Annotated in this window: 15 protein-coding genes; 9 read left to right on the top strand and 6 right to left on the bottom strand. The window is 64.0% G+C overall.

Annotated elements, in window-relative coordinates; translation table 11 throughout:
• The first annotated feature begins 58 nt into the window (after window positions 1-58).
• From ruvA to ACFVTG_RS01375, 6 genes are all read left to right on the top strand, one after another.
• Window positions 59-703, top strand: coding sequence for a Holliday junction branch migration protein RuvA (ruvA, locus tag ACFVTG_RS01400; protein ID WP_284754937.1), 645 nt, complete (start codon window positions 59-61; stop codon window positions 701-703).
• Window positions 696-1,772: a Holliday junction branch migration DNA helicase RuvB gene (gene ruvB, locus ACFVTG_RS01395; RefSeq protein ID WP_390277414.1), complete on the top strand. Its 1,077-nt coding sequence runs from the start codon at window positions 696-698 to the stop codon at window positions 1,770-1,772. The genes ruvA and ruvB overlap by 8 nt, the downstream gene beginning before the upstream one ends.
• Before the next feature lie 190 nt (window positions 1,773-1,962).
• Complete coding sequence (yajC, locus tag ACFVTG_RS01390; RefSeq protein WP_284754953.1) at window positions 1,963-2,346, top strand: preprotein translocase subunit YajC; 384 nt, start codon at window positions 1,963-1,965, stop codon at window positions 2,344-2,346.
• A gap of 109 nt (window positions 2,347-2,455) precedes the next feature.
• Window positions 2,456-4,210 carry a protein translocase subunit SecD gene (gene secD, locus ACFVTG_RS01385; protein ID WP_284754934.1) on the top strand — a complete coding sequence of 585 codons (1,755 nt, stop codon included), beginning with the start codon at window positions 2,456-2,458 and terminating at the stop codon, window positions 4,208-4,210.
• Window positions 4,210-5,223, top strand: a complete 1,014-nt coding sequence (secF, locus tag ACFVTG_RS01380; RefSeq protein WP_390277412.1) for a protein translocase subunit SecF — start codon at window positions 4,210-4,212, stop codon at window positions 5,221-5,223. The genes secD and secF overlap by 1 nt, the downstream gene beginning before the upstream one ends.
• 148 nt (window positions 5,224-5,371) lie before the next feature.
• Window positions 5,372-7,765 (top strand): RelA/SpoT family protein, encoded by a 2,394-nt coding sequence (locus ACFVTG_RS01375; protein WP_390277926.1) that lies wholly within the window; start codon window positions 5,372-5,374, stop codon window positions 7,763-7,765.
• Between the two features lie 11 nt (window positions 7,766-7,776).
• On the opposite strand, the gene ACFVTG_RS01370 is transcribed toward ACFVTG_RS01375, so the two are convergent.
• From ACFVTG_RS01370 to ACFVTG_RS01360, 3 genes are all read right to left on the bottom strand, one after another.
• Window positions 7,777-8,421 carry a hypothetical protein gene (locus ACFVTG_RS01370; RefSeq protein WP_390277410.1) on the bottom strand — a complete coding sequence of 215 codons (645 nt, stop codon included), beginning with the start codon at window positions 8,419-8,421 and terminating at the stop codon, window positions 7,777-7,779.
• Window positions 8,422-8,515: 94 nt separating this feature from the next.
• Entirely contained in the window at window positions 8,516-10,120 is a 1,605-nt protein-coding gene (locus ACFVTG_RS01365; RefSeq protein WP_390277408.1) for a DUF349 domain-containing protein, read from the bottom strand.
• A gap of 65 nt (window positions 10,121-10,185) precedes the next feature.
• Window positions 10,186-10,953 (bottom strand): peptidylprolyl isomerase, encoded by a 768-nt coding sequence (locus tag ACFVTG_RS01360; RefSeq protein ID WP_390277924.1) that lies wholly within the window; start codon window positions 10,951-10,953, stop codon window positions 10,186-10,188.
• Between the two features lie 260 nt (window positions 10,954-11,213).
• On the opposite strand from ACFVTG_RS01360, the gene hisS reads away from it, so the two are divergent.
• From hisS to ACFVTG_RS01345, 3 genes are all read left to right on the top strand, one after another.
• Window positions 11,214-12,566 carry a histidine--tRNA ligase gene (gene hisS / locus ACFVTG_RS01355; RefSeq protein ID WP_390277406.1) on the top strand — a complete coding sequence of 451 codons (1,353 nt, stop codon included), beginning with the start codon at window positions 11,214-11,216 and terminating at the stop codon, window positions 12,564-12,566.
• Between the two features lie 145 nt (window positions 12,567-12,711).
• A complete protein-coding gene (gene aspS, locus ACFVTG_RS01350) occupies window positions 12,712-14,505 on the top strand; it encodes an aspartate--tRNA ligase (protein ID WP_390277404.1) in 1,794 nt (597 codons plus the stop codon).
• Between the two features lie 126 nt (window positions 14,506-14,631).
• Window positions 14,632-15,375, top strand: a complete 744-nt coding sequence (locus tag ACFVTG_RS01345; protein ID WP_390277922.1) for a GNAT family N-acetyltransferase — start codon at window positions 14,632-14,634, stop codon at window positions 15,373-15,375.
• Here ACFVTG_RS01345 and ACFVTG_RS01340 read toward each other — a convergent pair.
• The 3 genes from ACFVTG_RS01340 to ACFVTG_RS01330 all read right to left on the bottom strand — a co-directional run bounded on the left by ACFVTG_RS01340 (window position 15,256) and on the right by ACFVTG_RS01330 (window position 19,260).
• Complete coding sequence (locus ACFVTG_RS01340) at window positions 15,256-16,836, bottom strand: DUF222 domain-containing protein (protein ID WP_390277402.1); 1,581 nt, start codon at window positions 16,834-16,836, stop codon at window positions 15,256-15,258. The genes ACFVTG_RS01345 and ACFVTG_RS01340 overlap by 120 nt on opposite strands.
• A 136-nt stretch (window positions 16,837-16,972) precedes the next feature.
• Entirely contained in the window at window positions 16,973-18,133 is a 1,161-nt protein-coding gene (locus ACFVTG_RS01335; RefSeq protein ID WP_284755708.1) for a dipeptidase, read from the bottom strand.
• Between the two features lie 23 nt (window positions 18,134-18,156).
• Entirely contained in the window at window positions 18,157-19,260 is a 1,104-nt protein-coding gene (locus ACFVTG_RS01330) for a DUF917 domain-containing protein (RefSeq protein WP_284755705.1), read from the bottom strand.
• Window positions 19,261-19,269: the final 9 nt, after the last annotated feature.

The following is a 19,269-nucleotide window of genomic DNA, read 5'->3' as shown; positions in this document are numbered from 1 at the left end:
GATATGTTCGGATAGCCCGCGGCGCAGCCGCACGGGGCAGTACTTCAGGAGCCGGGTCTTGATCAGTTTTCTCCGCGGAACCGTGGCACACGTCAGTCTCTCCACGGCCGTCATCGATCTCAACGGTGCCGGAATGAGTGTTTACGCCACGCCCCAAACGCTCAGCCACCTGCATGTCGGCGAGGAAGCGAAGCTGTTCACTTCGTTGATCGTCCGGGAGGACTCACTGACGCTCTTTGGTTTCTCGAACGATGACGAACGGGAAGTCTTCGATGTCCTGCTCAGTGTGAGCGGGGTGGGGCCGCGGCTGGCCCTCGCGGTCCTGGCCGTCCATGAGCCCGAAGCGATCCGGGTGGCCGCGCATTCAGGTGACGCCAAGTCATTCACCAAGGTCCCCGGTATCGGGCCGAAGGTGGCAGGCAGGATCGTCCTGGAGCTTGCGGGGAAACTCGTACCTCACGGCACCGCGCCCGGGGCAGCCCCCGCCGTCGCGGCCGAGTCCGTGTGGAAGCCGCAGGTGGTCGCGGCCATGACGAGCCTAGGCTGGTCGGAGAAGGACGCCGCCGGCAGCATCGACAAAGCAATGGCCGATTCCCCGGAACTTGCCGACGCCGGCAACGTCGCCCAGATCCTGCGCGCAACCCTGCGCTGGCTTGGGCAGGACGGGGCCCGCGCCGGAAACCGGGTAGGCAGCCGTGGCTGAACAGTCCCTCGTTACCGGGGGAGAGGAACCCGAAGAGCGCGTCATCGAGGCCGCGCTGCGCCCGAAGAACCTGCACGACTTCGTAGGCCAGCACCGCGTCCGCAAGCAACTCTCGCTCGTGCTGGAAGCCTCCAGGATGCGTGGTCGGAGCGCGGACCACGTCCTGCTTTCGGGCCCTCCAGGGCTGGGCAAGACCACGCTCTCCATGATCATCGCGGCCGAGATGAACGCTCCCTTGCGTATCAGCAGCGGCCCGGCCATCCAGCACGCCGGAGACCTCGCGGCCATTCTCTCCTCGCTTTCTGAAGGCGAAGTGCTCTTCCTTGATGAAATCCACCGGATGTCCCGGCCCGCAGAGGAAATGCTGTACATGGCCATGGAAGATTTCCGGGTGGACATCGTGGTAGGCAAGGGTGCGGGCGCAACTGCCATTCCGCTTGAGTTGCCGCCCTTCACCCTCGTCGGGGCAACCACGAGAGCCGGACTGCTGCCCGGACCGCTGCGTGACCGCTTTGGTTTTACCGGGCACCTGGAGTTCTATTCCGTAGCGGAGCTCGAACTGGTTCTGCGCCGCTCGGCCGGACTGCTTGATCTCAAGGTCAACTCGGCCGGGTTCAGCGAGATCGCGGGCCGTTCCCGCGGAACTCCGCGTATCGCCAACCGGCTTCTGCGCCGTGTCCGGGACTGGGCTTTGGTCCACGGCATCGAACAGATCGATGCCCGTGCCGCCTCCGCCGCGCTCGACATGTATGAGGTGGACCAGCGTGGATTGGACCGCTTGGACCGCGCAGTGCTGGAGGCGCTGATCCTCAAATTCAACGGCGGTCCCGTGGGGCTCTCCACCCTTGCGATCGCCGTCGGGGAAGAACCGGAAACCGTCGAGACGGTCGCTGAGCCGTACCTGGTGCGCGAAGGCCTTTTGGGGCGGACGCCGCGCGGCAGGATCGCCATGGCGTCAGCATGGACGCACCTTGGATATGCGGTGCCGGCGGGAGTGTTCGGGCAGGACCCGCTGGCGTTGTTCGAGGACAGCGAAAACGGGGCAGAAAGCATCGACACCGGCCGATAGCACGATCCTTTCAGCTTAACCCTCTAGACTGGTATGACACTCGGCACGTTCGAGTCCTTGGTTCTGTGCCCGCACGTCGGAGCATTGTGCGGCCAAGTGGGCGAAAGCTCCACGGCCGCCGGATCCACCGGGCAGACATGGCCGTGAAACCAAAAACGTAAGTAAAGAACGGAACTTCCCTGTGGATCCAATGACAATCCTGCTGTTCGCCATGCTCGGCGTCTTCATCTTCATGATGTTCCGCCGCAACAAGAAGACGCAGCAACAGCAGGCCAAGCTGCAGTCCCAGTTCGCCCCCGGCGTTGACGTCATGACCAGTTTCGGACTGTTCGGGCGCATCGTCTCGATGGACGACGCTGAGAACAAGGTTGTCCTTGAACTGTCTCCGGGCAACCTCGCCACGGTGCACCGCCAGGCCGTTACCAAGATCGTTGAGCCCGCCGAGGAGGCCTCGGTTGACGTTCCGGATGACGCGTCGTCGCTGACGGCCGCCGATGCCGAAGCGTCGGCATCCGCGGAGACCCCGGAGGAAACCCTCAAGCGCCTCAATGACGAGGGCAAGAAGGACAACTAGCCCGTACCCGCTCTACAAGCGGGAATAGTTCTACGGCAATGAATCGCCGCCGGCCTGCGCTCACCCGTGCATGTCGGCGGCTGTTCCGTCATCAACAGGAAGATCGAACATGGCACGAACCGGCCACAAAAATGCAGCCCGCAGGGTGCTGATCTGGCTTGTCGCAATATTCGCTGTACTGACAGCAGTCCTCGGTGGGGGCGTCATCACCGGTCATGCAAGCTGGGCTCCAAAGCTCGCGCTTGACCTTGAGGGCGGCACGCAAATGATTCTCGCGCCCAAGGTCGAAGGATCCACCGGCATCAACGAGGAACAGTTGAACCAGGCCGTTGCGATTATTCGCCAACGCGTTGACAGCTCCGGCGTTGCGGAAGCGGAAATCACCACCCAGTCCGGCCGTAACGTCGTAGTGAGCCTTCCCGGGACGCCCAGTTCGGAAACCCGTGCCCTGATCCAGGCATCTGCCGACATGAACTTCCGCCCGGTGATCACCACGGGAGACCCTGCGGCCGTTCCCGTGGCATCGCGGACGCCGGACGCAAGCCTGCCCAAGCCCACGGCTGCGCCAACCAACGCCAGCGACAGCAACTGGGTGACAGCGGACGTCTACAAAGCCTTCGAAGCCCTGGACTGCGCCAATCCCGCCCAGGACAAGCAACCTCGGTCAGATCCCGCCAAGCCGCTGGTGACTTGCGAGCCGGCAACGGCAACGACTCCTGCCGTCAAGTACATCCTTGGCCCGGTCGAGGTGAAGGGCCAGGACATCGTGTCGTCCTCCTTCGATCCCGTCCAGGGCGCACAGGGCTCGGTCACCAATGCGTGGGGCGTGACGATCACGTTCGACGCCAACGCCACCAAGACCTTCAAGGACGTTACGCAGAGGCTCAACCAGTTCTACGTGGCATCCCAGGCACAGGGCGGCAACGACCCCAAGGCCCAGTTCGCCATCGTCCTGGATGACCAAGTCATCTCCGCGCCGCGCGCCCTCGCCGTCATCACCGATGGCAAGCCGCAGATCACGGGTAACTTCACGCAGGCATCCGCACAGGCGTTGTCGGACCAGCTTCGCTACGGTGCTTTGCCCATCAGCTTCGATATCCAGTCCGAGGAGCAGATTTCCGCTACCCTCGGTGGCGAGCAGCTGCGTCTTGGCCTGCTGGCCGGTGTGATCGGCCTCCTGCTCGTGGTGGTCTATTCGCTCTTCCAGTACCGGGCCCTGGGCTTCGTCACCATCCTCTCCCTCGTGGTGGCCGGCGGACTCACGTACCTCGCCATCGCGATTCTGGGCTGGACCGAAAACTACCGGCTGTCCCTGGCCGGTGTGGCGGGTCTCATCGTGGCCATCGGCCAAACAGCAGACTCCTTCATCGTGTACTTCGAACGCATCCGTGACGAACTTCGTGAGGGCAAGGGCCTTGTGTCCGCCGTCGCGAATGGTTGGAAGCGGGCCAAGCGCACGGTCCTTGCCTCCAAGGCCGTCAACCTGCTCGCTGCCCTGGTGTTGTACTTCGTCGCTGTTGGAAACGTCCGCGGCTTTGCCTTCACCCTTGGCCTCACCGCGTTGGCAGACCTCCTGGTCGTCTTCATGTTCACGCACCCGACGCTCCAGGTGCTGGCCCGGACCAAGTTCTTCGGCGAAGGTCACCGCTTCTCCGGGCTCGACCCTGAGCGCCTGGGCGCCGTGCCGCTGTACCGCGGTGCCGGCAGGCTCCGCACGCCGACCGAGAAGCCCGCCGTCGTGCGCGCCCGCAACACCGGTGCTGCCGCGGAAGCCGAGCGCCGCATGACCATCGCCGAACGTCGGCTTGCCGAGAAGCAAGCTCAGCTGGCTGGTTCTTCCAACGGCACCAAGGAGGAGAAGTAATGACCACGAGCTTCGCAAAGTTCGGCAACGAGCTCTACACGGGCAAGCGCTCTTACAACTTCGTGTCCAGCAAGAAGATCTGGTTCATCATCGCCGCTGTGGCGGTGGCGATCTCCATCCTCCTGCCGGTGGTCAAGGGCGGCTACAACCTCGGAATCGACTTCCGGGGCGGTTCCGAGTTCACGGTGTCCAATGTGAAGACCACCGAGTCCGCCCCAGGCGAAAAGGCGGTCCACGACGTCGTACCCGGTGCGGTTCCCCGCGTCGCCAACGTCGCCGGCAGCACCATGCGTATCCAGACCGACAAACTCAGCGATGACCAGACCGTCAAGATCAAAACGGATCTTGCAAAGGCGTATGGCGTCACCGACAACCAGGTCACCTCGACCTTCATCGGCCCCACCTGGGGGCAGGATGTCACCAAGCAGGCCTTGATCGGCCTCGCGGTGTTCGTGGGCCTGGCCGCTCTTTTGATGGCTTTGTACTTCCGCACCTGGAAGATGTCGGTCTCTGCCCTCGCCGGCATGCTGGTCACGATGTTCAGCACCGCCGGTGTCTACTCCTTGAGCGACTTCGAGGTGACACCGTCTGCCATCATCGGCTTCCTGACGGTCCTCAGCTACTCCCTGTACGACACCGTGGTGGTTTTCGACAAGATCCGTGAAAACACCTCGGACATCGCCACCTCCAGCCGGCGTACCTTTGCCGAAGAGGTCAACCTCGCCGTCAACCAGACCCTGGTGCGCTCCATCAACACCATGATGGTGGCAGTATTGCCCGTCGCCGCGATTCTTTTCATCGGTGCCGGACTGCTTGGCGCCGGCACGCTCCGCGACCTGTCGCTGGCGTTGTTCGTCGGCATCCTGATCGGGACCGCGGCGACGATCTTCATCGCGGCTCCGCTCTACGCGTGGCTGCGGCAGAGTGAACCGGAGCTGCAGAAGCAGGCCAAAAAGGTGGCAACCCGACGCGCGGCAGCCGCCAGTTCGAGCGCGGAAGCCGCCGCCGTATAGCCTGGTTTCCCGTTGAAGGGCCGGTCACCGCTGAAAAGCGCTGGCCGGCCCTTTGCGTTCCCGGCTCCGTCATCTGGGTACCGGTTCTTGGAGAGGTCACCAGCGGGAATAGACTGGGAGAATTAAGTCAGTCGTGAGAGGTGCTTTTGTGGAGGAACGTACGACGTCGGCGCCGCCGGCGGGCGGAGAGGACGGCCTGAGCCGCGTGGCCGGCACCGCAACTGCAGCTACGGGCAGCACCGTGGATGGTGTGCCCGTGGACAGCCCGGGCGTGCGCCCGACGTTCCCCGGACGGCGCGAGCGGACGCGCTCCAGGCTGGCGAAATTGACTGGGCGGGGCGCGAGCACCTATTCGCCCATCCTCGAACCGCTCTTGCGGACGGTCAGGGCCAACAACCCCAAGGAAGACCTCGATCTCATCCAGCGGGCCTTCACCGTAGCCGAGCGCAGCCACCAGGGGCAGAAGCGGAAGAGCGGCGATCCGTACATCACCCACCCCGTGGCAGTGGCCACGATCCTGGCCGAACTGGGGCTCACCGGCACAACCTTGGCCGCTGCCCTCTTGCACGACACTGTGGAGGACACGCCCTACACCCTCGCTGACCTGACGCGCGATTTCGGCCCGGAGGTCGCGATGCTCGTGGACGGCGTCACCAAGCTGGACAAAGTCCAGTTCGGTGAGGCGGCACAGTCCGAGACCGTCCGCAAAATGGTTGTGGCCATGGCCAAGGACATCCGGGTGCTGATGATCAAGCTTGCGGACCGGCTGCACAATGCCCGCACCTGGCGTTTTGTTTCCGCTGAATCATCCGCACGCAAAGCGCGTGAAACGCTTGAGATCTTTGCGCCGCTGGCCCACCGCCTCGGCATGAACACCATCAAATGGGAGCTCGAAGATCTTTCCTTCGCCGCCTTGTATCCGAAGGTGTATGAAGAAATCGTCCGGATGGTGGGGGACCGCACTCCGGAGCGCGAGAAGAGCCTGAGCGTTATCCGCAACCAGATTGCCGAAGACCTCCGCGTTGCCCGCATCAAGGCCACCATCACTGGCCGCCCCAAGCATTACTACTCGATCTACCAAAAGATGATTGTCCGGGACAAGGACTTCGACGACATCAACGACCTCATGGGCGTGCGCGTCCTGGTGGACTCCGTCCGTGACTGTTATGCAGCTCTTGGCACCTTGCATTCGCGCTGGAACCCCCTTCCGGGGCGGTTCAAGGACTACATCGCCATGCCGAAGTTCAACATGTACCAGTCCTTGCACACCACGGTCATCGGTCCCGGGGGCAAGCCCGTCGAGATCCAGATCCGTACCCACGAAATGCACCGCCGTGCCGAGTATGGCGTGGCGGCGCACTGGAAGTACAAGGACCAGCCCAACCGGACCGCCGTAGGCCCGGGAAGTCCCAAAGACGGGGACATGGGCTGGTTGCGTTCGTTGGTCGACTGGCAGCAGGAAACGTCGGATCCCGGCGAGTTCCTGGACTCGCTGCGTTTTGAGATCAATGCCCGGGAAGTGTTCGTCTTCACCCCCAAGGGCGAAGTCATGGCCCTTCCCGCAGGATCGACGCCGGTGGACTTCGCCTACGCGGTCCACACCGAGGTGGGTCACCGGACCATCGGTGCGCGCGTCAACGGCAAGCTGGTTCCGCTCAACAGCGAACTCAATCACGGCGACTGGGTGGAGATCTTCACCTCCAAGGCCGAGGGCGCAGGACCAAGCCAGGACTGGCAGCATTTCGTCAAGAGCGCCCGGGCCCGCAACAAGATCCGGCAGTGGTTCAGCAAGGAACGCCGCGAAGAGGCCATCGAGCGCGGCAAGGACCAATTGACCCGGGCCATGCGCAAGCAGAACCTGCCGCTGCAACGGCTCATGACGCATGACGCCCTGTCCACGGTGGCGGAGGAATTCCACTACGTCGACATTTCCGGGCTGTATGCCGGTGTGGGCGATGGGCATACTTCGGCGCAATCCGTCATGGAAAAGCTCATGGAGCACCTTGGCGGCCACGAGACGCCCGATGAGGACCTGGACGAAGTCAGTATTCCCTCGCAACTCCAGAAGACCCGGTACTCGGATTCCGGCGTCATTGTCCGGGGTGTGGGGGATGTCTGGGTGAAGCTCGCGCGCTGCTGCACGCCTGTACCGCCCGATCCGATCCTCGGGTTCGTGACGCGGGGCTCGGGTGTGTCGGTACACCGCACCGACTGTACGAATGTCTCCGATCTGCGGGACCAGCCCGATCGGATCGTCGAGGTTGAATGGGCTCCGACGCAATCCAGCGTCTTCCTCGTTGAGATCCAGGTGGAAGCACTGGACCGGAAGTCGCTGCTCTCCGACGTTACCCGCGTGCTGTCTGAAAACCACGTCAACATCCTGGCCGCTTCCGTGCACACGTCGAGCGACCGGGTGGCCATCTCCCGCTTCGCCTTCGAAATGGGCGACCCGAAGTACCTGCACCATGTGCTCAGTGCCGTGCGCAGGATCGACGGTGTCTTCGACGTCTACAGGACCACGGGCAATCGCAGGAGAAGCTGAACGGTAGCAACTCAGGCGGCCGCCTCAGGTGGGAATGCCTCGGCCGGCATCGCGTCAACGGTTTGAGCCAGCGTGGCGAGCTTGCGCAAGGCGGCCTTCTTGTGGGGGACCCTCGCGGACGCCTCCACTGCGAGGGTCAAGAGCCGCAGCCGGACCCCCAGCTCATCCCGGGACAACAGCATTCTCAGTGCGGGCAGGGCCCTGTCCGCTTCGACGTGAAGTGCCACGTCCACGGCCGTCCGAAGGGGACTGGTCACGAGGAGTCCGCCGATGCTGACCACGTCCAGTTGACCCAAGCGCACTTCGTGCAGGATGCAGCCACGGGCCGATCGCACGCTCGATATACGGTGTTTGGCATCGACTAGGAGCGAGAGCCTTTCAGGTGCATCCGCGCAACCGTAGATCCAGGCCGCGGTCATGCGGCCCGCAATGACCTTCCTGCGGATGCGATCCGGGACCGCAAGGGCGGCCGCGCGGGCGCGGAGCTTCGGCGTGACAACCAGCCCGGAAGGAGTGAAGCTCTTCTCGTAGAGCGGGGTGAGCACGCCGTCCGCAGCCATTGATTGAAGCTCGGCCCACGTGAACTGCGGGCTGGGCGCGTACAGTTCCTGGGCAGGGAAGTCCTGTTGCTGCGAAGGCGGTAATCTCGGGGCCATTCAGCAATCATCGCGTGGCCACCGCAACGGGAACAGGCCCCGTCCCGGTTATGTGGATAACCGGGACGGGGCCTGTTGGTTCAAGCTTGTACTGCTAGGCGAGGTCGCTGGCCGAGCGCTGGATCTGGTCAAGCCAGGCCTCGCGGGCTTCAAGGGCCTCACGGGCATTCTTGATGCGGCGCTGGTCCCCGGCCTTTTCAGCCTTTTCCAGGTCTTCCTTCAGGCCGGCGATGGCCGCCTCCAGCTGGGACAAGGCACTGTTGGTGCGGGCCTTGGTTTCAGGGTTGCTCCTGCGCCACTTGTCCTCTTCGGCTTCGCGGACGGCGTCCTCGACCTTGCGCAGGCCGGCTTCGATCCTGCCCATGTCGGCGCGGGGGACCTTTCCGGCTTCTTCCCAACGGTCACGGATGGACTGCAGGGCCTTCTTGGCAGCATTGAGGTCCGTGATTGGCAGCAAGGCCTGGGCCTCGACGATGAGCTCTTCCTTGACGGAAAGGTTGGCCGTGTACTGCTGGTCGATCTCATCGTTGGCGGCCTGGCGGTTGCTGAAGAAGACGTCCTGGGCGGCACGGAAACGGAGCCAGAGGGCGTCGTCGTCCTTGCGGCTGGCGCGAGGCGTAGCCTTCCACTGGTCCATGAGGCGGCGGTATTCGCCGGCCGCGAAACCCCAGTCCGTGGAACTGGAGAGGGCTTCGGCCTCGACGATCAGTTGTTCCTTGGCAACCTTCGCGGCCGAGTTGGTGCTGTCCAGCTGGGAGAAGTAGGCGCGGCGGTGGCGGTCGAAGACGGTGCGTGCCGAGCGGAACCGCTTCCACAGCGCGTCCTCGTTGCTTCGTCCAAGCCGGATGCCGTTCTTCTGGGCTGTCTTCCAGCTCTCGAAGAGTTCGTTCATGCGGGCGCTCGACGTCTTCCACTGGACCTGGGATGGGTCCTGGGACGCGATGGATTCGGCTTCGGCAACGATCGCCTCGCGTGCCGCGAGCTCCGCGGAGCGTGCGGCGTCGTGCGCGGCCTTCTCGGACTTCTCCAATTCGGAAATCTGTCCGGCCAAGGCGTCGAGTCGGGCTTCGGCAGTGCGGATGTCGCCCACCATGTTGCGCTCGGCCAGCTGCTCGCGCAGGTGCTCGACCGTCTTCTGCATGTCCGTGGCCGGGGCCTTGGACTCCACACGGTGTTCCATCAAAACGATCTGCGCGACCACGTCGTCGTACTTCCGGGCGAAGTATGCCAGCGCCTCGTCGGTGCTCACACCCGGGTACTGTCCCACCGGCTGCTCTTCGCCGTCGATGGTCAGGAAGACGTGGCCGTCACCCTCGGCGCGCCCCCACTTGGCGGCTTCCGCCAAGGACACAGCCGTAGGCTGGGCGGCCGGCGCTGCCGGAATCACGCTGGCTGCGGCTTTCGGCCGGGCAGCAAATGCGGCGGGAGAAGGTGCATGCGAGGGCGCAGGGCGTGGCGTTGGAGAAGCAGGCTTGGCAGCGGGCTCTGCCGGGGCAGCTACGGGCTCTGCCGCATCCACTGCCGCGTCAGCTACGGGCTCTGCCGGGGCAGCCACGGGCTCTGCCGCGTCAGCTACCGGGGCAGCCACGGGTTCTGCCGGGGCAGTTGGCTCGACGCCGGGTTGCTCGGCTACCGGTGCCTGGGTTTCTTCGTCGTTGGCCACTACTGCAGTTTCGTCGGATTTCTGACTGTCTGTCACCGCTAAAAGTCTTTCGCTTGGAGGGATTACTAAGGTAATGCGCCGTGGACCATGGCCCGGGCTGGTTACTTCAGAGAAAATGAGTCTATCGTGACAGCTGCCACAGGGGCGCCGTCGGTGGCGCTGCTGCCCGGATTAATACCCGCTTGGGCAATCTTCGTCACAACATCCATCCCGCTCGTCACCTTGCCGACAATCGTGTACCCGCCGGCAGAATCCGGGGGAATGACCGTGTCCTTGTACACGATGAAGAATTGGTGCCCATTGCCGTAGGCGTTGTTGCCGGTCCTCGCGACGGCGATGGTTCCGGCCGGGTAGGTGTTGTTGGCGGGGGTGTTCTCGAGTGGTCCCCAGTGGAAGTTGGGGTCGTCGCTGGTGTCCGTTCCCTTGGCTCCGCACTGCAGCACCGAAAAGTTGTCGGCGGTGGTCAGTCGAGGGCACTTTAGTCCGCTGTAATAGCTCGCATCGGTGAGGGATTTGAATACGGCTGCTGCCTGGGGAGCTGTTGTGCCGTCCAGTTCGACGCCGACTGCCCCTCCGTTGAGGCTGAGCTGGCCAGTGAACGTCTTACCCGCGGCGGTATCCGCTTTGGGGATGCCGGCACTATTCGAGCCTGTCGCTGCGGCGGACGCGGAGGGGTTCGCGGAGGCCGACGGCGAACTGAGTCCGGCCTGCGCCGCTGCGAACTCCGACTCGCTCGGGTTCGAGTTGAACACCGTGAGTTGGAGTACGACGGCGGCAATCAGGGCGGCGGCACCCACACCGACGGCGATCACATTGTCCCGGCGGCGGCGCTTGCCCTGTGCACGCCGAAGCTCGCGCTTGGCTTCCATCTGCCTGATGCGCCGTTTGGCTTCACGGTTGTCCCGCGGCCTTGTAGACAAGAGTCCTCCTGGTTGTCTGGACAAGCTTCCATCGCAAGCAAGCCAAACCCGGGTGCCCGCATTAGATGTGCAGGCGCCGAAAGCATAAACTGGCTGCCGCACATAGTTTATGCATGACTGGCTGGACGCCCGCCTAACCTGAGCCGAATCGGGCCGTGGTTCGTGGCGCCAGGTCCGGCCCGCGCAATCATTGAGGAGAAATTTCCACCATGGCTCGTACTGCCTCCCTGTCCGGATTCCCCGAGTGGCTTCCCCAGGAGCGGTTGGTGGAACTGCATGTGTTGGACACGTTGCGCAAGACGTTCGAACTCCATGGCTTCTCTTCCATCGAGACCCGCGCTGTGGAAACAGTCGGCCAACTCCTCCGCAAGGGCGAGATCGACAAAGAGGTATACGGTCTCAGCCGCTTGCAGGAAGACGAGGACGCCGGCGAGGGCGGAAAGTCGGACAAGGCGGATCCAAACGCCCTGGCCCTCCACTTCGACCTCACGGTGCCGTTTGCCCGCTACGTTGTCGAGAACGCCGGCTATCTCGCCTTCCCGTTCCGTCGCTACCAGATCCAGAAGGTGTGGCGGGGTGAGCGTCCCCAGGAAGGCCGCGCCCGCGAGTTCACGCAGGCGGACATCGACGTCGTGGGCGACGGCGAACTGCCGTTCCGCTACGACGTCGAGATTGCCCTCGTCATTGCGGAAGCGTTGAGCGCCCTTCCCATTCCGGACTTCCGCCTGCGTATCAACAACCGCAAGTTGGCCGAGGGCTTCTACCGCGGTATCGGCCTCACGGACACAGCGGGCGTGCTTCGCAGCATCGACAAGCTTGAGAAGATCGGCGACGCGAAGGTTGCCGAATTGCTCAGGAGCGAGCTTGGCGCCACGGATGAGCAGGCAGCACTCGCCTTGAAGCTTGCAAGCATCCGCACCGAAGACACGTCCTTCGTGGCGCAGGTGCGGGCGCTCGGTGTCTCGGATGAGCTTCTTGAAGAGGGCCTCAGCGAGCTGGAACAAGTCATTGAGGCTGCAGTGCAGCGCGCCCCCGGCAAGGTTGTTGCCGACCTCAGCATCGCCCGCGGCCTTGATTACTACACCGGCACGGTCGTCGAAACCGTCCTGGTGGGACACGAGCAGCTCGGTTCCATTTGCTCCGGAGGCCGCTACGACGCCCTTGCCAGCAAGGGCAACCGCAAGTTCCCCGGCGTCGGCCTCTCGATCGGGGTGACCCGCCTCGTCTCCCGCATCCTGAGCCAGGAATTCGCGACGGCGTCGCGCTCGGTGCCCACGGCAGTGCTCGTTGCGCTGAACAACGACGACAGCTGGTCTGCTGCCCAGGATGTCGCGGCCCAGCTGCGCGGACGGGGGATCGCAACCGAAGTCGCGGCGAAGGCCGAGAAGTTCGGCAAGCAGATCAAATTCGCCGACCGACGCGGCATTCCTTTCGTCTGGTTCACGGACGACGACGGCAAGCACCAGGTGAAGGACATCCGCACCGGAGAGCAAGTCGACGCGGATCCGGCCAGCTGGGAGCCGTCGCCCGAGGATCTCCACGTCCGCATCACCACGCGGTAGGAAAGAACCGGCGCCTCAAGGGCCTCAACCCTTAGGCGTCAGCCGGGAGCAGACCGGGCCTGGTGGGTCCACGCTTCATTCATACGGGTAAACTCGAACGGGATCGTTTTGTCATGATCCTGAAAATCATGTTGAAAGGAATGCTGTGCTGCGCACACATGACCTCGGATCCTTGCGTTCCGAGCACATTGGACAGACCGTCACCCTGGCAGGCTGGGTAGGCCGCCGCCGAGATCACGGTGGCGTGGCCTTCGTCGATCTGCGTGACGCGTCCGGTGTCGCCCAGGTGGTTGTCCGCGAGGAAGAGGTCTTCCACGGGCTGCGCAATGAATACGTGCTGCAGATCGTTGGCACCGTCAGCAAGCGTCCCGAGGGCAACGAAAACCCGCACCTCGCCACCGGTGAGATCGAGGTCATCGCTGAGAAAGTGGTGATCCTCAACACCTCGGATCCCCTGCCGTTCCAGATCGACGAGCACGTGGAGGTCGGTGAGGAAGCCCGCCTCAAGCACCGCTACCTTGACCTGCGCCGCCCCGGCCCCGCCCGGAACATGCGCCTGCGCTCCGAGGCTAACCGCGTGGCCCGCGAGTTGCTTCACCAGCAGGGCTACGTGGAGATCGAAACTCCCACGCTGACGCGCTCGACGCCGGAAGGCGCCCGTGACTTTGTTGTTCCGGCGCGTCTGGCCCCGGGTTCCTGGTACGCGCTTCCGCAGTCGCCGCAGCTTTTCAAGCAGCTGCTCCAGGTGGGCGGTTTCGAAAAGTACTACCAGATCGCCCGTTGCTACCGCGACGAAGACTTCCGTGCGGACCGCCAGCCGGAATTCACCCAGCTCGACATCGAAGCCAGCTTCGTTGACCAGGACGACATCATTGAGCTCGGCGAAGGCATCGTCAAGGCACTGTGGCAGCTGATCGACGTCGAGATCCCGACGCCGATCCGCCGCATGACTTACCACGAGGCGATGGCCAAGTACGGCTCCGACAAGCCGGACCTGCGCTTCGGCCTGGAACTCACCGAATTGACGGAGTTCTTCAAGGACACAAACTTCGGTGTCTTCAAGGCGCCCTACGTCGGCGCCGTCGTCATGCCCGGCGGAGCCTCGCAGGCCCGCCGCGCGCTGGACGCCTGGCAGGAGTGGGCTAAGCAGCGCGGCGCCAAGGGTCTCGCCTACGTGCTGTTCAAGGAAGACGGTGAGCTCACGGGCCCCGTTGCCAAGAACCTCACGGACACCGAGCGGGCGGGCTTGGCCGACGCCGTCGGCGCAAAGCCCGGCGACTGCATCTTCTTCGCGGCCGGCGAGAAGTCACCCTCCCGAGCCCTGCTGGGTGCTGCCCGCGTCGAGATCGGCCACCGCACCGGCCTGATCGATCCCAAGGACTGGGCTTTCGTCTGGATCGTGGACGCCCCGATGTTCGAGCCCGCAGCCGCAGCTGTCGCCTCCGGTGACGTCGCGGTGGGTGGCGGACAGTGGACGGCCCTGCACCACGCCTTCACCTCCCCGAAGCCCGAGTTCCTCGACTCCTTTGACAAGGACCCGGAATCGGCCCTGTCCTATGCCTACGACATCGTGTGCAACGGCAACGAAATCGGCGGCGGATCCATCCGTATCCATGAGGCCGATGTCCAGGAGCGCGTTTTCGAGCTCATGGGCCTGGACAAGGAAGACGCGCAGACCAAGTTCGGCTTCCTGCTCGAGGGATTCAAGTACGGCGCACCTCCTCACGGCGGCATGGCCTTCGGTTGGGACCGCGTCGTGGCCCTGCTGGCCGGCGTGGACTCGATCCGCGATGTCATCGCTTTCCCGAAGTCGGGCGGCGGCTACGACCCCCTGACCGCTGCTCCTGCGCCCATCACGGCGCAGCAGCGCAAGGAAGCCGGAGTCGACTTCAAGCCTGAGGCCAAGGCGCAGGCAGTACCGGCAGCCAAGCCCGAGTAGCCGGAAACCGCAGAAGCAACCCGGAGGCCCTCGCACATTGCGGGGGCCTCCGGCGTACCATGACGGCGATTGATTTGAGGAGGACGCGTGGCGCAGGAGTTGAGCCTTGCATTGATTGAGGAGCTGATGGACCGTGCGTGGCCGGCCCCGGACCGTGAGGACACCGGGGGATGGGTCATGCGGGCCGCCGGGGGTGTCACGCAGCGGGCAAACTCGGTCTGGCCCAGGGAACAGGCCGAAGACCACGAATCGGCAGTCCGCGCCGCCACGCAGTGGTACCGCTCCCGGCGCCTGCCGCTGATCTTCCAGGTCTTCGACGACGAGCGGAGCACGGGCCTCAACGCGGTGCTTGATGTGCAGCGATTCACCCGGCAGTCCGAGACACTCATCATGGTCCGGCCGGACGGTGCCCTTCCCGGTACCCCGCGCGATGGCGTGGCGAACGACGTCGAGATCTCCGAAGAGCCTTCCGAGGAGTGGCTCCGGCTGTGGTGGTCGGTAGACGGGCGCGGGGGAGACGCCGAGCTGGAGATCGCGCGGACGATCCTGGAGTCTTGCCCCTCGGTCTACGCCCTCGTGAGGGACAGCGACGGCGCACCGGCCGCCGTCGGGCGCCTCGCCCTGATGGAGGGGAGGGGCGGCATCTATTGCATGGCGACCACGGCCAGGCACCGCCGCCGTGGCTTGGGGCGGCAGGTTCTTGACGCCCTTCTTTCGGCTGGCAGTCACCGAGGCGTGTCGGAGTTCTGGCTACTGGTGATGGCCTCGAACGCCGGCGCCCAGGCCTTGTACGAGGGCGCCGGGTTCGCAGAGCACGGCAGGTACCTCTACCGGCAGGCCCGGCCGCAGCGGGCGTTGTCGGGCTGCTAGGAGGCGCGGGCAGGGCTCGCCGGTGACCTGTAGGTGGTGTGGCCAGTGGGGTGGTTCCCAGTCCTGGTGTTCGCTGGGGTAGTGCCGGTGTGAGGGTGAGGTCCACCCGGGTGGACTGTTTTTGCCGGCGGGGGTGGGGGTCCATGCGGTGCGGTGTTTGAGGCGGTGGTGTTTGGGGCAGGGTTGGCCGAGGTTGGTGATGCCGGTGGTGCCGCCGTGGGCCCAGGCCAGGAGGTGGTCTGCTTCGTTGTCCAGGGAGTGGTTGTTGCAGCCGGGGAAGGGGCATTTGCCGTCGCGGAGCCGCAGCCATTGGCGCTGGGCTTTGGTGAGGCGGTAGCTGGTGCTTCCGATTTCCAGCGGGGCACCGTCGCGGGGGTCGGTCAGGACCCGGTGGAAGGACTCGGCGCCCTCGGCGACCAGTGCACGGGCCATGGAGGGCGGGATCGGCCCGTACCCGTCGAGCACGGCCGGTTCGTCGGTGGCGCCCAGGAGGGACAGGACCGGGACGGTGATCAGGACCTGTGCCCTCGGGGACGGGACCCGCCCCGCCAGCCCCGGTTCCATGCCTCCGGCGACCGTGCCGCTCAGCCCCGTGCCGCCGTCGGGCAGTCCGCCGTCGACCGTCGCGGAGCCGGTGTTGGTGAGGAGCCAGGTGGCGGTGATGTCGGCGCGGAGTTGGGCGAGGGTCCGGGTTTCGTGGGGGCCTTGGAGGGTGCGGGCGGCGGCGGTGCTCCGTTCCCAGATCCCTGCGGCGGTGGCTGCGGGGAGGTAGGCGGAGAGCCAGGCCATGCCGTCGCGGTCCGGGAGGTATTCGACCCGCCGGTCCGCGGCTTTTTGGGTGTGGCGTTCTTCGATGCTGACGGGGTGGTGGCGTTCGCGCCAGGTGCGTGCCTTGGTGCGGAAGCGGGAGGGGACGAGGTCCCCGGCGGGGCAGCCGCGGGCGGGGTTGGGTGCTTCGGGGTCCAGGAAGTGTGCTTCCAAGGCGGCCGTTGCGGCGGGGCCCAGGGCGCTGGTTTCGTCGATGATGATCCGGGCGTGTTGCCAGGAGATCGTCCCGGACTGAAGGGCTTCCAGGGCCAGGGGCAGCCCGGTTGTCAGTGCCTGGCAGTCGGAGAGGAAGGCCCCGGCGGTTCGTTCGCTGACGGTCAGGACGCAGGCGACCTCGGCGATCAGGGCAAGCTCGTGGGCGGTGGACTCCTGCGGTGAGGTGGCCGGTGGCGCCAGGGCCCTGGCCGCGTGGGCGTAGTCCGCGGCGAGCCTCGCTTTCAGCGCGGCGGTGCGGGCTTCCAGCCGGGCGACTTCGGTGAGGCCGTCCAGGCACTCATCGGCCAGATCCCGGAGCGGATCGGTGGTCTCTGAAGAACCGGCGTCGCGGGTGAAAGCGGCAAGCACGGCAACGGACGCGGCAACGGCCTCCACGGCCGCCCTGCTCTCCGCACCCCACGCTGTCCTTCCATCCATACCCACAGCATCGCAGGAGGCACCGACAATTTAGTTTCTCCACCACGCTGCATCTGATCCTGGATCCGGACCCGGGCGCAGCCTCCGGTTCCGGTTTTGGAGATCCGATGCTGCCGCTGTGGTTGACGTGGCAAATCTAGTGACCAACCGTCGCGTTCTGCATGGAATCGTCATCTGTCTGTTGATTGGCGACCCTCTCGGCGTCTTCGAGCACCCTGAGGACATTGCCGAAAGCGAGGCTGCGGAGATCTGCAGCCGACCAGCCCCGTTCAGCTAGTGCCATCTTGACGACAGGGTAACTGGATACCCCGGTTATTCCGCGGGGCAGCCGTTCGATCCCGTCGAAGTCCCCTCCGATGCCCAAGTGTTGGGGTCCCACCACTTCACGCGCATGTTCCACGTGTTTCACAACGTCGGCGATGGTTGCGTGTGGAGGCGGGTTCTGAGATGTCCAGCGGGCATATTCCGATATCGCGGCCTCGTCCTCGTCCACATGGCCTGCGTGGAATCCCGTCCGGAGGCCCAGCCTCTTCCGGATATCATCCGACCGTTGCTCGTGCTCGGCGCAGGCATTGGAGATGAAAGCGGGAACAAACGTAAGCATGAGCACTCCACCGTTTTCAGGCAATCTTTCAAGCACGGAATCCGGCACGTTCCTGACGTGATCGGTTACATTGCGACAAGACGAGTGCGAAAACATGACGGGGGCCCTGGTGATGTCCAGCGTGTTGTGCATGGTCTGTTCGGCCACGTGGGACAAATCGACGATGATTCCAAGGTCATTCATCTCGGCGATCACACTTCTTCCAAAACCAGTGAGCCCGTAGCCAACCTGTTCCCCCGTCGCTGATCGTGCCCAGGGCGTGTTGTCGTTGTGTGTCAGGGTCATATAGCGGACGCCGACACGTCTCATCATCCGGAGGACGCCGAGGGATGAGTCGATGGAGTGGCCTCCTTCAATTCCCATCAGGGAGGCAATCAGTCCCTTCTCAACGGCGGTCCTTACACCGGCGGCCGTGTCGACCAAACTGAACGTTTCGGGATACTCGGACATGATCCGGTGCACGCAGTCGATCTGTTCGAGTGTCGCCACGACGGCGTCGGCCGGCAGCATGTTGGACGGGACGAAGACTGACCAGAATTGCGCACCGACCCGGCCTTCCCGGAGCCGTGGAATGTCTGTGTGCAAGCTGGGCTGGTGCTGCGATAAGTCGATCTCCTCGACACGGGAATCGAATTTCTGTCGCAGAGCCCAAGGCAAATCGTTGTGGCCATCGAATATGAGAGCCTCGGCCATGACGGGACTCTCCAGGGTGGGTATCACCTGACGGCACTCAATTCCTCAAGGGCGACCCATGGCTCATGGAGTCCGAAAGCCTGGGGGCCAAAGACTTGCAGCGCTTCAGGGGTCCGCATGATGGCAGGAGTCGAGATTCCGTAGACGGCCACCCGCTGTCCGAACCGCAGGGCTTCGGAAGTGATGGGGGTGCCCAAATCAACATCAACTATCGTAATAAGATCCGGAACAATGGCAACGACCGCACCATTCTTGTGTGCAATGACGTTCTCGTTCCGGAACTGGATCCGCATTTCGTCGATACCGTCGAAGGATTCCACAACCGCAGAGCCGTGGGTGAACCCGTCTCTAACGAACCTCTCAACGTCAACGATTTTTCCCCGCATGAGCACGGTTCCGTGGCCGTATATTGTGTCCTTTAGGAAGGCACTGAGTTCTGCCAGCGGATCAAGATGTTTGTCCTTGGCCGTACGCAAAGTCCGGCCGATATTGAGGGCCAGGGTGACGGTGTTGCGGATCGCAGTTCGCTTGACGTCTGCTCCGCTCATTGGATACTCGGCGATGTATGCCGCGCCCCCCATCTTGATGGCGACCGCGCGCGCGAAAGTCTCCATCCTCTGGTTGTCCTGGCCGGTATCGACGATGCACGTGTGCCCGTTTTCGTCAGAAACAGCGAGCGGTGATCCGGACACCCCGTAGACTCCGAACGTTTCCATTTGAAGCTCCGGGAAGGCTCGTCCCATTCCGTCGCCGTCCACCACCGGGATACCCGCTTCGGCGGCGACGACCAGAGGAATCATGGAATTCAGTCCACCGCACTCCATGGGGATTGTTGCGTCGGCTGTTTTTCCGAGGTGTCTCTCCAAGGCGCGGAGCGACCGGACTGCCTCAGTGCCGGCTGGGACTTTCTCGACTACGACAGTCGGAGCACCCATCATGGCCGTGGAAATGACAAAGTCATCGTCATCAAGTTCGGTCGGATCGAGGATTTCGATCTTCTTCCCGTTTTTGAGGCATTCCTCGACGAGGAGGCGGCCGATGAGCGGATCTCCGCCGCCGCCTGTACCCAGTATCGCCGCGCCCCGCGCCAAGTCAGGAACGTCGTTTAGTGAAAGATAGAAACTCATTATGTTTTC

Origin of the sequence: Arthrobacter sp. NPDC058127 (assembly GCF_042884555.1) — a bacterium.
Classification (GTDB): Bacteria; Actinomycetota; Actinomycetes; order Actinomycetales; family Micrococcaceae; genus Arthrobacter.
Note: the sequence above shows the minus strand (reverse complement) of the source record. Positions and strands in the feature narration are given on the sequence as shown.

What these genes read in the sequence shown, in the direction of transcription:
- ACFVTG_RS01340 (WP_390277402.1), bottom strand. Translation starts at nt 16,836, where the DNA reads ATGGATGGAAGGACAGCGTGGGGTGCGGAGAGCAGGGCGGCCGTGGAG.
- secD (WP_284754934.1), top strand. Translation starts at nt 2,456, where the DNA reads ATGGCACGAACCGGCCACAAAAATGCAGCCCGCAGGGTGCTGATCTGG.
- hisS (WP_390277406.1), top strand. Translation starts at nt 11,214, where the DNA reads ATGGCTCGTACTGCCTCCCTGTCCGGATTCCCCGAGTGGCTTCCCCAG.
- ACFVTG_RS01335 (WP_284755708.1), bottom strand. Translation starts at nt 18,133, where the DNA reads ATGGCCGAGGCTCTCATATTCGATGGCCACAACGATTTGCCTTGGGCT.
- ACFVTG_RS01330 (WP_284755705.1), bottom strand. Translation starts at nt 19,260, where the DNA reads ATGAGTTTCTATCTTTCACTAAACGACGTTCCTGACTTGGCGCGGGGC.
- ACFVTG_RS01345 (WP_390277922.1), top strand. Translation starts at nt 14,632, where the DNA reads ATGGACCGTGCGTGGCCGGCCCCGGACCGTGAGGACACCGGGGGATGG.
- yajC (WP_284754953.1), top strand. Translation starts at nt 1,963, where the DNA reads ATGACAATCCTGCTGTTCGCCATGCTCGGCGTCTTCATCTTCATGATG.
- ACFVTG_RS01360 (WP_390277924.1), bottom strand. Translation starts at nt 10,953, where the DNA reads ATGGAAGCCAAGCGCGAGCTTCGGCGTGCACAGGGCAAGCGCCGCCGC.
- ACFVTG_RS01370 (WP_390277410.1), bottom strand. Translation starts at nt 8,421, where the DNA reads ATGGCCCCGAGATTACCGCCTTCGCAGCAACAGGACTTCCCTGCCCAG.
- secF (WP_390277412.1), top strand. Translation starts at nt 4,210, where the DNA reads ATGACCACGAGCTTCGCAAAGTTCGGCAACGAGCTCTACACGGGCAAG.